14 protein-coding genes and 1 tRNA gene are annotated in these 15,431 nt (G+C 37.3%); 8 read left to right on the forward strand and 7 right to left on the reverse strand.

The window, feature by feature from the left end:
• Positions 1–190: 190 nt before the first annotated feature.
• On the forward strand, positions 191–1,153 hold the full coding sequence (locus tag OLM56_RS14215; RefSeq protein ID WP_264527456.1) for a DUF3667 domain-containing protein: 963 nt from the start codon (positions 191–193) through the stop codon (positions 1,151–1,153).
• A gap of 27 nt (positions 1,154–1,180) precedes the next feature.
• The gene (locus tag OLM56_RS14220) at positions 1,181–2,182 is read left to right on the forward strand and encodes a M28 family metallopeptidase (RefSeq protein ID WP_121374461.1); all 1,002 of its coding nucleotides are present in this window, start codon (positions 1,181–1,183) and stop codon (positions 2,180–2,182) included.
• A 32-nt stretch (positions 2,183–2,214) separates the two neighbouring features.
• On the opposite strand, the gene OLM56_RS14225 is transcribed toward OLM56_RS14220, so the two are convergent.
• From OLM56_RS14225 to OLM56_RS14250, 6 genes are all read right to left on the reverse strand, one after another.
• Positions 2,215–2,544 carry a YegP family protein gene (locus tag OLM56_RS14225; RefSeq protein WP_121374462.1) on the reverse strand — a complete coding sequence of 110 codons (330 nt, stop codon included), beginning with the start codon at positions 2,542–2,544 and terminating at the stop codon, positions 2,215–2,217.
• Between the two features lie 122 nt (positions 2,545–2,666).
• Positions 2,667–2,924: a hypothetical protein gene (locus OLM56_RS14230; protein WP_121374463.1), complete on the reverse strand. Its 258-nt coding sequence runs from the start codon at positions 2,922–2,924 to the stop codon at positions 2,667–2,669.
• 115 nt (positions 2,925–3,039) lie between these two features.
• Positions 3,040–3,115, reverse strand: a tRNA-His gene (locus tag OLM56_RS14235).
• A 63-nt stretch (positions 3,116–3,178) separates the two neighbouring features.
• Positions 3,179–3,895: a bacillithiol biosynthesis deacetylase BshB1 gene (gene bshB1, locus OLM56_RS14240; RefSeq protein ID WP_264527457.1), complete on the reverse strand. Its 717-nt coding sequence runs from the start codon at positions 3,893–3,895 to the stop codon at positions 3,179–3,181.
• A 47-nt stretch (positions 3,896–3,942) separates the two neighbouring features.
• On the reverse strand, positions 3,943–5,004 hold the full coding sequence (locus OLM56_RS14245; protein WP_264527458.1) for a chorismate-binding protein: 1,062 nt from the start codon (positions 5,002–5,004) through the stop codon (positions 3,943–3,945).
• Position 5,005: 1 nt separating this feature from the next.
• Positions 5,006–5,431: a hotdog fold thioesterase gene (locus OLM56_RS14250; protein WP_121374466.1), complete on the reverse strand. Its 426-nt coding sequence runs from the start codon at positions 5,429–5,431 to the stop codon at positions 5,006–5,008.
• A 189-nt stretch (positions 5,432–5,620) separates the two neighbouring features.
• Between OLM56_RS14250 and OLM56_RS14255 the strand changes: the two genes are divergently transcribed.
• The 4 genes from OLM56_RS14255 (at position 5,621) to OLM56_RS14270 (ending at position 12,608) form a co-directional block, all read left to right on the forward strand.
• Positions 5,621–7,165, forward strand: coding sequence for a hypothetical protein (locus OLM56_RS14255; RefSeq protein ID WP_264527459.1), 1,545 nt, complete (start codon positions 5,621–5,623; stop codon positions 7,163–7,165).
• A gap of 84 nt (positions 7,166–7,249) precedes the next feature.
• Complete coding sequence (locus tag OLM56_RS14260) at positions 7,250–7,897, forward strand: DUF1579 domain-containing protein (protein ID WP_121374468.1); 648 nt, start codon at positions 7,250–7,252, stop codon at positions 7,895–7,897.
• Between the two features lie 142 nt (positions 7,898–8,039).
• The gene (purL, locus tag OLM56_RS14265; RefSeq protein ID WP_264527460.1) at positions 8,040–11,774 is read left to right on the forward strand and encodes a phosphoribosylformylglycinamidine synthase; all 3,735 of its coding nucleotides are present in this window, start codon (positions 8,040–8,042) and stop codon (positions 11,772–11,774) included.
• A gap of 81 nt (positions 11,775–11,855) precedes the next feature.
• On the forward strand, positions 11,856–12,608 hold the full coding sequence (locus tag OLM56_RS14270) for a DUF3667 domain-containing protein (protein WP_264527461.1): 753 nt from the start codon (positions 11,856–11,858) through the stop codon (positions 12,606–12,608).
• A gap of 36 nt (positions 12,609–12,644) precedes the next feature.
• Here the strand turns inward: OLM56_RS14270 and OLM56_RS14275 are convergent, their stop codons facing one another.
• Complete coding sequence (locus OLM56_RS14275; protein WP_264527462.1) at positions 12,645–12,932, reverse strand: hypothetical protein; 288 nt, start codon at positions 12,930–12,932, stop codon at positions 12,645–12,647.
• A 184-nt stretch (positions 12,933–13,116) separates the two neighbouring features.
• Here OLM56_RS14275 and OLM56_RS14280 point away from each other — a divergent pair, with 184 nt between their 5' ends.
• Positions 13,117–13,491, forward strand: coding sequence for a DUF2809 domain-containing protein (locus tag OLM56_RS14280; protein ID WP_264527463.1), 375 nt, complete (start codon positions 13,117–13,119; stop codon positions 13,489–13,491).
• A 108-nt stretch (positions 13,492–13,599) separates the two neighbouring features.
• Positions 13,600–15,378 carry an AMP-dependent synthetase/ligase gene (locus OLM56_RS14285; protein WP_264527464.1) on the forward strand — a complete coding sequence of 593 codons (1,779 nt, stop codon included), beginning with the start codon at positions 13,600–13,602 and terminating at the stop codon, positions 15,376–15,378.
• Positions 15,379–15,431: the final 53 nt, after the last annotated feature.

The following is a 15,431-nucleotide window of genomic DNA, read 5'->3' on the forward strand; positions in this document are numbered from 1 at the left end:
ACCAAATAGATTTTGAAATAACACGAATTGCAATCACGTTAATTTAGAGTAGCTTGTAATTCATGTGCAAGGCTTTAGTACCAGTTGGTGTTGAAGCCTTGCTTTTTTTTGGAATTTTCTTAAATAAATGTAAAAATGTTTTGGATTTTTTATAGTTTTAGCATCCATTAAAAACATACATCTTCCTACCATGGGACACCAAAAACTAAGAGAAGACAAGACCTGCCTTAACTGTAGCTATGTAGTCGAAAATAAATATTGTCCCAATTGCGGACAAGAAAATACTGAGACACGACAATCTTTTCATTATCTGTTTACCCATTTTGTAGAAGACTTGACGCATTATGACGGCAGTTTTTGGAAAACGATAAAGAATCTTTTATTCAAGCCAGGCTACTTAACAAAGGAATATCTGGAAGGCAAAAGGAAAAAATTTGTGCCTCCTGTTAAGCTGTACATTTTTATCAGCTTTGTGACATTTTTGCTTCCCACTCTATTGCCAGATGTTTCCTTTTTTGGCGACACCAAAGAAAAAAAAGAATTTATAAATATAAACGATAAAAAAGACACACTAGCTAAAAAAGAAAACAGAGGCATAAGAATTAAGGATGATGTATTTGTAAAAAGCATCAAGGAACTAGATTCCCTAGAAAATATACCTACCGAAAAACTGTCCTACCTTGAATATGGGATGTATAAAAACTTGTTGAAAGTCAAGCAAGAAAAAAATCAAAAGGAGTTTATGAAAAAAGTGATAGAGTCTTTTTTCCACACGCTTCCGAAAGTCTTATTTTTATACATGCCGATTTTTGCTTTTTTCCTTTGGCTTTTGCACGACAAAAAAAAGCGATATTATTTTGATAGCGGTGTGTTTACGCTCCACTACTTTTCATTTCTTTTACTAACGATTACGATTGGCGTGCTTTTCGAATGGATTTTGCATCTCTTTCTTTTAGACGACCTTTCAGGCATCTATAACTTTATCTCATTGGGATATTGCTTCTTTTACTTTTTTAGAGCACATAGCAGATTTTTTGGCGAAGAAAAAATTATTTCACGATTAAAGAGCTTCATTTTGTTTTTCATAAATATGTTTTTGATATCCATATTTTCATTGGCTTTATTTATGTATAGCATATGGCACATCCAATAAAATTATTATATTTATAAAAATTTGAAAATGAAGAAAACGCTTATAACCGGCTTTTTGCTCTCGCTTTTTTTAGTAAGCTGTTCTACAGTAAAACCTACAAAATATATAGATTCGATATCGGCGGCAGATTTGAAAACAAATCTTTATGTAATTGCCAGCGATGAAATGGAAGGCCGCAATACGGGTGAGCCTGGTCAAAAAAAGGCAGGAAAGTATATTATCGACCAATATGAAAAAATGGGCGTTTCTTACCCAAAAGGTGCCACTGACTTTTACCAAAAAGTCCCTTCGGAGTTTATGTCAAAATCCTTCAGTCCGAAATTAAACGATTCAGAGAATATCTGGGCCTTTATTGAAGGCTCTGAAAAGCCAGATGAAATTTTGGTTATTTCTGCCCATTACGACCACGTTGGAATGAAAAACGGCGAAGTTTATAATGGTGCCGATGATGACGGTTCAGGAACAGTAGCTTTGATAGAGATTGCCAAAGCTTTTATGCAGGCTAAAAAAGACGGACACGGTCCGAAACGCTCTATCCTTTTTCTTCATGTAACTGGAGAGGAACATGGCTTACACGGTTCAAGATATTATGCTGAACATCCTTTATTCCCTTTAAAAAATACTATTGCCGACTTGAACATTGACATGATTGGTCGTCGTGATGAAAAACATAAAGATAACGGAAATTATGTGTATCTGATTGGCTCTGATCGCTTGAGTACCGACCTTCATAAGATATCAGAAAAAGCAAATCAAGACTATATTAAGCTATTGCTGGATTATAAATACAACGACAGGAACGATCCTGAAAGAATCTATTATCGTTCGGATCACTATAACTTCGCGAAAAACGGAATTCCGTCGCTATTTTATTTCAACGGCGTTCATGCTGATTATCATAAGTCGACAGACACGCCAGATAAGATCGAATACGACCTGCTTCAAAAAAGAGCCCAGCTTGTTTTTGTAACAGCTTGGGAATTGGCAAACCGAAAAGAAAGACCTGTTATTGACAGGGATGGCAAATAATAAAAAAGCTCCGAAATCGGAGCTTTTTTATTTTATAAATCTTCTTTTACATCTGCATCGGGAGCATTCTTCTTTACCGATTCAATTCCGTTATCACGGCCGGAAGTCGAAGCATACATCTGGCTCGAGCCAATAATCTGTCCGTTAGTAGCTTTTAGATTGAAGTATGCCTTTCCGTTTGAAGCCTCCTTTTTTTCAAACTTTGAATCGTCTTGAGAATTTTTCCTCACCGATTCGATACCGTTTGTGCAATTTGCTTTGCTTGAATAACCTTCGCTACTCAAGATAACTTCTCCGTTTCCTGCTTTTAATACAAACTGAAACTCGTCGTTTTTTCTTTTAGAAATCAAGAATGTACCCATAAAATTTAATTTTTTAAGTTATACTAATTTGGTTCTTATGCAATTCTTAGAAATATATAAGCCAAAATATAACAATTTTATTAAATTTTATAACAAATCTTCATTATTTTTTCTTAAAACAATTACGAATTGAGATTTTCATTCTTTACAATCTGGATTTTTCCAAGTTCGACGCTATCGTCTTGGAGCAGCAATACGCCAAAGACATTAATCGGAATTTCAAATGTTTCTCCGGCAGAATGCTTTATTTCCTCAATAAGGCTTTTAAAATTCAACGGATTTAAAACAATAGAATCACCTTTGTTGATCTTATGATCGAATATATAATCTCTGATTGATTTGAAGGAAAGCGGATTTCCTATGAATATTTGCTGTGACATGATGTTTTTCTTACTAATTTAAAGAATAAAGCCCACAGAAGCAGTTCCTTTAAGTTTTAATTAGCAAAGAATAGGGAATAAAAAAAGCCTTGGAAGTTTCCAAGGCTTTAAAAATGGGTGGCAGACCGGGTTCGAACCGGCGACCCTCGGCACCACAAACCGATACTCTAACCAGCTGAGCTACAACCACCATTTGTTTAACGAGTGCAAATATACTGCAAAAGTTGATTTCTGCAAACAAAAAATTTAAAAAATTATATCAAATCTCCTAAGCTATTGACAGCCAAATATCTTTCTACGGTAAATCCTTCTGCATACTCCGAGTTAATCAACCTTCCTAAGTCTTGCGCACGGTAGAGTATGCTGTCTTTAAAGTTCTTTGTCGCTATTGGCGTTGTTGGCTCATTGGAATTCGGATCGTAAAATTGAGATTTGTATTCCATCAAAGAGGCAACTTTCTTATCCATAAATCCGCTGACATCAACAACAAAGTCTGGCTTCAGGTCTTTCCATTGAATGTAATGGTAGACAAGTTTCGGCCTCCAAGCCGCTTGGCTTATACCATCAATTTCTGTCTCAATCTTAATCAAGCCTGATAAAAAGCAAGAATCAGAAACGAGCTTGCTGCCTTTGCCGTGATCGATATGCCTATCATCTACTGCATTGCAGATTACGATTTCTGGCCTGTATTTTCGAATCATTTTGATGACTTCCATCTGATGAGCTTCATCGTTAGTAAAAAAACCGTCGCGCATTCTCAGGTTTTCGCGAATTTCGACACCTAAAACCGAAGCTGCATTTTTAGCTTCTTCGTCACGAATTTCTGCAGTTCCGCGTGTTCCAAGCTCGCCTCTTGTAAGATCAATAATTCCCACATTTTTGCCTAATGAGACTTCTTTAGCAATGGTAGCGCCACAGCCCAGCTCGACATCATCTGGATGAGCGCCAAAAAAAAGTATATCTAATTTCATGTTGTTTATTTGTTGTTATTCGTAAAAATACGAAGAATAGCGACGCGCTACCCTAGTATGTTTTTCATAGTTAATGATTTGTTCACGGTTTCCAAAAACTCTTTTCCGGGAATGCTGTCTTTGGTGATGCCGCATCCTATAAATAAATTAGCTGTTTTATTTTCCACCTTCATGCAACGAAGATTTACAAATAGATCGGAATTCTGCTCCTGCCCTTTTGCAAAGTCCTTGTTTAATTCCCCTAAAAATCCTGAATAATATTCCCGGTCGTAACCTTCGTTCTTTAGGATAAACTCTTTCGCCTCTTTCTTTGGAAGGCCGCATACCGCTGGCGTCGGATGCAGTATTTTTATAATCATACCTAGATCCTCCTGATTCTGCAGACGGGCTTCGATATCTGTTTTTATATGGACAATATTTCCTGCCCTGAAAGTATATGGTTCCGAAATAGTTTGTTCAGCAACATAGCTTTTCAATCCGTCGAGAATAAACTCAGTAACGAATTGCTGCTCTTCTTGCTCTTTGTTTTCCCATGTAATTTCACCTTCATGATATACCTGAGTTCCTGCCAAGGCAACAGTTTTTATATGATCGTTTGAAACTTTCAGCAACTGTTCAGGCGTAGCGCCCAACCACAATCCTATTTTAGGATGAAAAAAACAATATTTGAAAGCCGCGGGATAGGCAGAAAGTAATTTTTGAAAAAGAAGAAAAATATCAATCTGTTCCAATACAACCGATTCTTTTCGCGATAAAACAACTTTTTTGAAATCGCCCTCACGAATTGTATCAACGCCTTTCTGTACCAATTCTTCAAAATTTTCTTTGGCACTTGTATTTGCTTCAGCTACAGAATTAACAGTACTTTTACTAGGAGTCAGTACATAATTTTCAATATAAACCTCAGACTCTTTTTCGGGCAGCACTACAAAATCTTTTCCTTCAAAGGGTGCAAAAACAAAACCTACTTCGGTAAAATCTGTTGTAAAATGCAAAGAATCGTCCTTCTGGAAAATCCCGACAGCAACTGTTTCGTTCGGTTTCGAATACAGCGCAAAAGGAAGCCTGCTTTCGAAATGTTTTTTTGCTTGTTGGTATAAATCAGACATATTATTTGGTTCTTTCCAATACGATATTGGTGATTTTGCAGAGTGAGATCAGCATATCGTTTTCGTCAGTAATCTTGATTTCCCAAAGGTGTACCATTCTTCCTTTGTGGATGATTTTTGCCGTTCCGTACACCATTCCGGCACGTTTGCTCTTTACATGGTTGGCAGAAATCTCTATTCCTCTCACTTCGTGAGTTTCTGGATTGATGAACATTAAGGAAGCCGCGCTTCCCACGCTTTCTGCCAATGCCACAGAAGCACCGCCATGAAGCAATCCCATTGGCTGGTGGACTCTTGGATTTACTGGCATTTGGGCTTTTAAAAAACCTTCTCCAGCATCAATAAATTCTATTTCTAAAGTCTGCATTAGCGTATTTTCGCACCACTTTTTGCAGTTTTCAAGCATTGTATTTTTATCGAAAGCCATCGTTTTAATTTATTTTTCCAAAATTACGGAAATAAATATGGAACATAAACGTTCGGATTCTATCAGAAAAGTTAAAAAGACTATACTAATTTTAACATTTTTGAGTTTACAAATCAATCATCGTTCAAATTTGCAAATTAACCTATTCAATAAATCAGATTTTTACTATTTTTACCAAAATTCAAACCAATGCGTACTTCATTTTTCTTTCTATTTATAATTGCAGCTATTTCCTTGACTTCTTGTCGAAAAGATTTTGATTTCGAACCGAGCAATGGCAATCTTGGATTTTCAAAAGACACGGTATATCTAGATACCGTCTTTACCAACATCGGCTCCAGCACTTATACTTTGAAAGTGTACAATAGAAGTGATAAAGACATCAACATTCCTACTATCCAACTAGCTAAAGGAATGAATTCAAAATACAGAATGATGGTGGACGGAATGCAAGGGACTGAAGGGAAAATTTTCAATAACGTTGAGCTTTTGGCTAAAGACAGCTTGTTCATTTTTATAGAAACAACTATCGATTACGATGATTTTGCCAATCCAGAAGCAGAATACCTTTATACAGACCAAATCCTATTCGACGCTGGGACAAAACAGCAGAAAGTCGAATTGGTCACGTTAGTTAAAGACGCTGTATTTTTATATCCGACACGCGATAACGAAGGCAATTACGAACAAATTCCGATTGGAGTTGATGAAGAAGGTAATCCTATTACAGGTCGAGGCTTCTTTTTAGACGATACTGAAAGGCATTGGACTAAGGATAAGCCCTATGTCATATATGGCTATGCTGGCGTGCCTGCAAACGAAACGCTTACAATAGATGCCGGAGCGAGAGTACATTTCCACTCTGGTTCAGCATTAATCGCTTATAATGGAAGTTCCATCAAAATAAACGGAAGCCGATCTTTTACCAACCAGCTCGAAAACGAGGTTATTTTTGAAGGCGATAGACTAGAACCTGGTTTTTCTGATTCGCCAGGGCAATGGCTCGCTATCTGGCTGACCAACGGTAGTACCGGACATGAATTTACAAATCTTACAATCAAAAATGCTACTGTAGGGATTTTAGTTTCAGGGAATGCAGGAATCAACAATCCTGTTGCCGATTTGAAACTGAAAAACGTACAAATCTATAATTCGTCGAATGCCGGAATACTTGCACAGACAGGACATATACAAGGCGAAAATGTAGTTATCAATTGGGGCGGCTCTTCCAGCTTTATAGGAAGCTATGGCGGAAAATATGATTTCAAGCACTGTACCTTTAACAACAACTGGTCAGGTTCTAGAAAATATGCCGTTGCACTTGATAATTTTATTGATGGAGCAACGCCAGAAACGCAACCCTTAGACGCCAGCTTTAAAAACTGTATCATTTTTAGTTCTAACCAATCAGGATTACTGCTAAATAAAAAAGAAGGAAGCGATAATTTCAATACCGTATTTACGAAATGTCAGATCAAACTCAGCACCTCAATCAATACTACCAATAACTTGTATTCTTTCGTGAATGATGCTGCAAATATTGTTAGGAACGGAAATCCAAATTTCTTGGACATCAACAATAACAAATTAGCAATTGGTGAAGAATCAAGCGCTAATGGTTTTGGAGACCCTACTGTTGCTGTACAAGTTCCAGAAGATATAAAAGGAACAGCAAGAAATCTGACAAGCCCTGACCTTGGAGCTTACGAATCCATCACTTTTGAAGAAGAATAGAAATCTTTAAAAACACCTCCTTAAAATACGATTAAATGCATTTTTTTCATAATTTTATACGAATCAAACAAAATCAATTCAATTATGAAAACAAACTACATTTATTTAGGAGCACTGCTTTTATGTCTGACAGCTTGTAAGAAGGAAGTCAAGGTAGAAGAAAAAGTAGTGGTTGAAAAAGATTCTGTACCAGCAGAAGTCGTGAAATCGGAACCAATGGATTCTATTGCCATGCAAAAAGCCTGGGAAGAGTATATGACTCCGAGCGAAATGCACAAAAAAATGGCTGCTGATACAGGAACTTGGGAAGAAGAACTTACTTTCTGGATGGGTCCTGATGATACCAAACCACAAAAAAGCACGGCAACAGCCAATACTAAAATGATCTTGAACGGACTCTACCAAGAATCAGTTCATACCGGAAACATGATGGGAATGCCATTTGAAGGACGTAGCACTCTAGCGTATGACAATGCTGCGAAGCAATATGTCTCTACTTGGATCGATAATATGGGATCGGGAATCATGGTCATGAGAGGAAACTATGATGAAGCTTCAAAAACAGTAAAAATGGAAGGCGAAGTTACCGACCCAATGACCAAAAAAGTCAAAAAAATACGAGAAGTAATCACAGCTATCGATGCCAATACGCAAAAGATGGAAATGTATGACATGTCTCCTGACGGCAAAGAATTCAAGAGCATGGAAATCATGATGAAAAGAAAAAAATAATACCGAAAACAATACGAGAAAGACTGTCGAAAGGCAGTCTTTTTTATTTTAGTACAATGTTTTTGAACTTTTGACTTTAAGACTTTTGACTTTAGACTTTTTGAACTAAATTTGCACCACAACAACAACTAAAATAAAAACAATGATTCATTTCTTCGGAAACGAAAGCAATACCGTTTTTGCAGTACAGACGCAAAACGAGCTTTCTGCGCAAGACATTTCAAAACTAAACTGGCTTTTTGGCAACACTCATAAAATAGAAAAATCCGTCCTTGCGGATTTTTTTGTTGGCCCACGTGCCGCAATGATTACTCCGTGGAGCACGAATGCTGTTGAGATTACCCAAAACATGGCCATAGAAGGTATCATCAGAATTGAAGAATTTCAAAAAGTAACCGAAGCTTTTTCTGATTTTGACCCGATGCTTTCTCAGAAATATCCTGAATTAAATCAAGACATTTATACCATAAATATTCAACCAGAACCTATCCTTGAAATTGAAGATATTGCCGCTTTTAATGCAAAAGAAGGTTTAGCTTTGAGCAAAGAAGAAGTTGAATACTTAGATAATTTATCAAAAAAACTAGGCAGAAAACTAACCGATTCTGAAGTTTTTGGATTCTCTCAAGTCAATTCAGAACACTGCCGCCACAAGATTTTCAACGGGACTTTCGTCATTGACGGAGAAGAAAAACCTTCTTCCCTATTCAAATTGATCAAGAAGACATCTTCTGAAAATCCAAACGATATTGTTTCAGCTTATAAAGACAATGTGGCTTTTATCAAAGGTCCAAAAGTGCAGCAATTCGCACCAAAATCGGCAGACAAGCCTGACTTCTACGAAACAAAAGACTTTGATTCTGTTATTTCGCTCAAAGCGGAAACACATAATTTCCCAACAACGGTGGAGCCTTTCAATGGAGCTGCAACAGGTTCTGGTGGAGAAATTCGCGATCGTTTAGCAGGCGGACAAGGTTCGTTGCCATTGGCTGGAACTGCTGTTTATATGACATCCTATTCCCGTTTGGAAGAAAATCGTCCTTGGGAAGAAGCAATGAACGAAAGAAAATGGCTGTATCAAACTCCGATGGATATTTTAATCAAAGCTTCAAATGGAGCTTCTGATTTCGGAAATAAATTCGGACAGCCTTTGATTACAGGTTCAGTTTTGACTTTCGAACACGAAGAAAAAACTACAGACACTAACGCTGACAGGGTTTCAAACCCTGTCAGCGTCGAGACTTCAAACCCTGTCAGAGTTGAAGACAGAAAATTAGGTTACGATAAAGTAATCATGCTTGCCGGAGGAATTGGCTACGGTAAAGAAAGCCAAGCCATCAAACAAAAACCAAAAGAAGGCGACAAAGTCGTTATTTTAGGCGGAGAAAACTATAGAATCGGAATGGGCGGTGCGGCAGTTTCTTCAGCAGATACAGGTGCTTTCAGTTCTGGAATTGAATTGAATGCAATCCAGCGTTCTAATCCTGAAATGCAAAAACGTGCTGCCAATGCCATCCGTGGATTGGTAGAAAGCGACAACAATCCGATTGTTTCTATTCACGATCACGGTGCTGGCGGACATTTGAACTGTCTTTCTGAATTGGTGGAAGAAACAGGCGGCTTGATTGATTTGGATAAATTACCAGTTGGCGACCCGACGCTTTCTGCCAAAGAAATCATCGGAAACGAATCACAAGAAAGGATGGGATTGGTTATCGGCCAAAAAGATATCGAAACTTTACAAAAAATTGCCGATCGTGAACGCTCACCAATGTACCAAGTTGGGGATGTCACGGGTAATCACCGTTTTACTTTTGAATCAAAAACTACAGGTGCCAAACCGATGGATTTTGCTTTGGAAGACATGTTCGGAAGTTCTCCAAAAGTCGTAATGACCGATACTTCAATCGATAGAAAATATAATGATTTAGACTATACTCAAGAAAGCTTCAAAAAGTATCTTGACCAAGTGTTGCAGTTAGAAGCCGTCGCTTGTAAAGACTGGCTGACAAATAAAGTGGATCGCTGCGTAGGCGGAAAAGTAGCCAAACAACAATGTGCTGGACCGTTGCAGTTGCCTTTGAATAATGTCGGCGTTATGGCGTTGGATTATTTAGGAAAAGAAGGTGTTGCCACGACTGTGGGTCACTCGCCTATCGCCTCTTTGATTGATCCTGCTGCAGGAAGCCGAACTGCAATTGCTGAAGCATTGTCAAACATTATCTGGGCCCCAATCAAAGACGGATTGAAAGGCATTTCGCTTTCTGCCAACTGGATGTGGGCTTGCAAAAATGAAGGCGAAGACGCTCGTTTGTACGAAGCAGTTCAAGGTTGTTCCGATTTCGCTATTGAGTTGGGAATCAACATTCCCACAGGAAAAGATTCGCTATCCATGAAACAGAAATATCCTGATGGAGATGTAATTGCTCCTGGAACTGTAATTATTTCTGCAGGCGGAAACTGTATAGATATTCAAAAGGTGGTAGAACCGGTTTTAAAGAAAAACGGCGGTAACATTTACTATATTAATCTTTCAGAAGACGATTTCAAATTAGGAGGTTCGTCTTTTGCACAGATTTTGAATAAGATTGGAAACGAAGTTCCTACGATTAAAAATGCAGCGAACTTCAAGACGGCGTTCAACGTAGTTCAAGATTTGATTAAAGCCGATAAAATCCAAGCGGGACACGATATCGGAAGCGGTGGCTTAATTACCACTTTATTAGAAATGTGTTTTGCTGATGTAAATTTGGCCGCTGATTACGACTTGAGTTCCTTACGCGAAAGCGATACTATAAAAGTATTATTTTCAGAAAATATCGGAATTGTTTTCCAAGCGGATGCTTCCGTTGAAACGGTTTTTAATGACAATAATGTAACGTTCTTCAATATCGGAAAAGTAAAAGAAGGCAATACCGTTACCATTAAAAACGGAGATAAAAACCTTTCGGTTAATGTAGCAGAAGCTAGAGATACTTGGTACAAAACTTCGTATTTATTAGACAAAAAACAATCGGGAGAATTAAAAGCGAAGGAACGTTTTGATAATTTCAAAAACCAGCCTTTACGTTTTGAATTCCCAAGTCACTTTACAGGAAAGAAACCAGAAATTGATTTTTCTAGGCCAAGACCAAAAGCGGCGATTATCCGTGAAAAAGGAAGTAATTCAGAGCGAGAAATGGCCAATGCTATGTATCTAGCTGGTTTTGATGTAAAAGACGTCCACATGACCGATTTGATTTCTGGCCGTGAAACTTTAGAAGATATTCAATTTATCGGAGCAGTTGGAGGTTTCTCTAATTCTGATGTTTTGGGCTCTGCAAAAGGTTGGGCTGGTGCTTTTTTATACAACGAAAAAGCAAAAACAGCTTTGGATAATTTCTTCAAAAGAGAAGATACTTTGTCTGTCGGAATTTGCAACGGAGCACAATTGTTTATGGAATTGGAATTGATCAATCCAGAACATGAAGTTCATGGAAAATTAAGACATAACGATTCTCACAAACACGAAAGCGCATTTACCTCAGTAACCGTTTTAGAAAATAACTCTGTGATGCTAAACACTTTGGCGGGAAGCACTTTAGGAGTCTGGATCTCTCATGGAGAAGGGAAATTCGACTTGCCTTACACAGAAGATAAATATAATGTGGTTGGAAAATATGGCTACGAAAATTATCCAGCTAACCCAAATGGTTCTTTCTTTAACATTGCCATGATGTGCGATAAAACAGGAAGACACTTGGCGATGATGCCTCATATCGAACGTTCGACTTTCCAATGGAACTGGGCGAATTATCCTGAAGGCAGAAACGACGAAGTTTCTCCTTGGCATGAAGCTTTTGTGAATGCGAGAAAATGGGTGGAGAATAAAAAATAGATTATTTTTAACTATTTAAGAAAAGGCTTTCAGAAAATGGAAGCCTTTTCCTATTTTAGCAAGACTTAAACCTTATTATTTATGGAAAGCCCCTATTGTTTAAATTGTCAGGAACCTATTGAGAAGAATTATTGCTCCAACTGTGGCCAAAAAACCGATACACACAGAATCAATTTTAAACATTTTATTTTCCATGACATTTTGCATGGGGTATGGCATTTTGAGAAAGGTATCTTCTTTACAGTTAAAGAGGCCTTCACGCGACCGGGAAAAGCTGCTTTGGATTATATTAGCGGAAAACGAATTAAGTATTATAATGTATTCTACCTAACCGTTTTATTGGTCGGACTTAATATTTTTTTAGCAAATTATTACGACCATCTTGAATTAAAATATTATCCTGAACTACACGAAATAAAGCTAAATAAAGACCTTAAATCAGGCGATTTTTTATCCGATTATGCTAAAATATTAATTCTTTCCCTGATTCCTCTTTTTGCATTGACCAGCTTTGTCCTTTTTCCCAGAAAGAAATTAAATCTGAGTGAGCATTTTATAGTTTCTGGAATGACTTTTTTAGGCGTAATGCTAATCAGTACATTTAGCATATTTCTTTCCTTTTTAGGCTTTTTAGAAGGTTTCTCAACAGTTGCTTATGTCATTGATAAAATAACTCCAATAGCCTTATTGCTGTATATTAGCTTTGCTTACTACAATGCTTTTCATTTGATGTACACCAAATTAAATATAATCTTGAGAGTAATTGCTTTTGACATTTTATTATTATTAGAAATAGCCCTATTTATTATTGGTACTTTTTTCATCTTTAAATAAAAAAAATCCTTTCTAAAATTTAGAAAGGATTTTTTTCTATCGTTTCCCTTTCATCATAACAGCACCAACACCTGTCACAATACCTGAAGCCGCAAAAGCAAACATTCCGGAAGCAATCATTTCCTGTCCTGCAAATAATGCATTCTGTGATATTTGATTGTTAAATAAGGCACCGCCGGCTACGCCTGCAATGATTCCGATTACTGATAAAATCGAAAAGTCTCTCCAAGGTTCAGGATCCGGATGTGGAGGCACCGGAAAACGCCACCAGCCTGGAAATTTTGTTCCGCACCATCCCATCGCTAAATAAAATAACATTCCCATAATAGTAAGTTTTAGTTGTTGCCTACTCTTTTGCTTTTCGGCTTACGCATTAATCATAAGTCAAAAGTAGATACAGCTATTCACATACATTCAAGGTCATTTCCTGTTTTTTCTAGAGTGAAAATACCGCTTTTTATAGGGTATAAATTAGTATGTTTGTCAAAATTCCATACTTCTTCCTATCATGAGAAACAATAGAATTCTCTACTTTTTACTTTGTATCAGCATAATTGCTTTGGGAATCTTGTCCCGAAAAACAGAGATTATACCCTTAGTTGTAGGCGATATATTGTATTCCATAATGGTTTATTTCTTGATACGATTTTTGTTCCTGAAAACCAAACTGCAAAAAATAGCCTTTGTTTCGTTGCTAGTATGCTATGGCATCGAGACTTTACAGCTTTACCAAGCAGATTGGATTAATGAAATCAGGCATACTATTTTAGGTCGTTTAGTCTTAGGAAAAGGATTTTTATGGAGCGACCTACTTGCTTATAGCTTTGGAATAACGATTGCTTTTCTAGGCGACATGTATCTGATTCAGAAAAATAAATCTTAAACATTTTGTCTATTCTAAAGCCTGGAAAATCTTAATTTACGAAATGATAAAAACATTGCTGATTTATTAATAATTTCCTATTTTGCAGGGAATTTAATCTTCAACAAAATGGCTTCAATTACTAGACTGTTTGATTTTCCATATCATCAGCAAGAAAAATATAGCATTCCTGATTCATTAGTTACGAAACACAATGGCGAATGGGTCAAGACATCTACTGATGAATATATTTCAAAAGCCAATGCCATATCGAGGGCGCTTTTGAGAATGGGAATACAGAAAAATGACAAAATTGCTGTCATCTCTTCCAATAACAGAACAGAATGGCATATTCTAGACATTGGAATTCTGCAGACCGGAGCGCAAAATGTTCCTATCTACCCGACTATTTCTGAAACAGACTATGAATATATCTTAAACCACTCCGAAGCAAGTTATTGTTTTGTTTCAGACGATGTGGTATTGGGCAAGCTAAATGCGATCAAGAATAATGTTCCGAAATTAAAAGGAATTTATTCTTTTAATCAGATTGAAGGTTGTAAAAATTGGACGGAGCTATTAGACTTAGGAAAAGATACAAGCAATCAAAGTGAAGTAGAAGAACGAAAAAACAACGTAAAACCACTTGAACTTGCTACCATAATTTATACCTCTGGAACAACCGGAAAACCTAAAGGAGTAATGCTTTCGCACAATAATATTGTTTCAAACGTATTAGATTCTGCCAGTAGAATTCCGTTTGAAGCAGGGAAAAGCAAAGCGCTCAGTTTCTTACCTATCTGTCATATTTATGAACGAATGGTGACCTATATCTATCAATATTATGGTGTTGCTATTTATTTTGGAGAATCGATCGAAAAGATTTCTGACAATGTAAAAGAAGTGCAGCCAAACGTAATGACCGGCGTTCCGAGGCTTATCGAAAAGGTATATGAAAAAATTATTGCCAAAGGTTCTGAACTGACCGGAATTAAAAAGAAACTGTTTTTCTGGGCGATTTCTGTTGGTTTAAAATACGAACCAGACAATGCAAATGGCTGGTGGTACGGGTTTCAATTAATGATTGCCAGAAAACTTATTTTCAGTAAATGGAAAGCCGGGTTGGGCGGAAAATTAGATCTAATAGTAAACGGAAGCGCCGCACTACAACCGCGGTTGGCACGCGTATTTGCAGCAGCAGAAATCTATGTAATGGAAGGATATGGTCTGACAGAAACATCACCCGTAATATCTGTGAATGATACACGCAATGGAGGCTTCAAGATCGGTACTGCTGGGAAAATCATCGATAATGTAGAAATAAAAATTGCCGAAGATGGAGAAATCTTGTGCAAAGGTCCAAACGTAATGATGGGCTATTATAAAGATGAAAAACTTACCAGCGAAGTTATCGTTGACGGTTATTTTCATACAGGCGATATCGGCCTTATTGATAAAGACGGCTTCTTGAAGATTACCGACAGGAAAAAAGAAATGTTCAAGACGTCTGGCGGAAAATATATCGCGCCGCAGCTCATAGAAAATGCCATGAAGCAATCCCGTTTTATTGGCGAAATCATGGTCATTGGCGATGGCGAAAAGATGCCTGGCGCCTTTATCCAGCCTGATTTTGATTTCGTAAAACAATGGGCTTCTAAAAAAGGACTCTCAATCGGAAGCACAAATAAAGAGATTGTTGCCAACGAAGAAGTCAAAAAACGCTTCCAAGAAGAAGTAGACGATATCAACAAAAAATTCGGACACTGGGAAATGATCAAGCGCTTTGAGCTGACTCCAGACGTCTGGTCTATTGATGGCGGAGAGCTCACTCCTACCCTAAAACTGAAACGTAAAAACGTCAAGGAAAAATACCAAGACCTATACGACAAGATTTATAAAGACGCATAAAAGACGAAACCACAAACATAATGTTTGTGGTTTCGTCTTTTTTATACGACACT

The sequence above is a fragment of the Flavobacterium sp. N2550 genome (assembly GCF_025947265.1).
GTDB classification, from domain to species: domain Bacteria; phylum Bacteroidota; class Bacteroidia; order Flavobacteriales; family Flavobacteriaceae; genus Flavobacterium; species Flavobacterium endophyticum.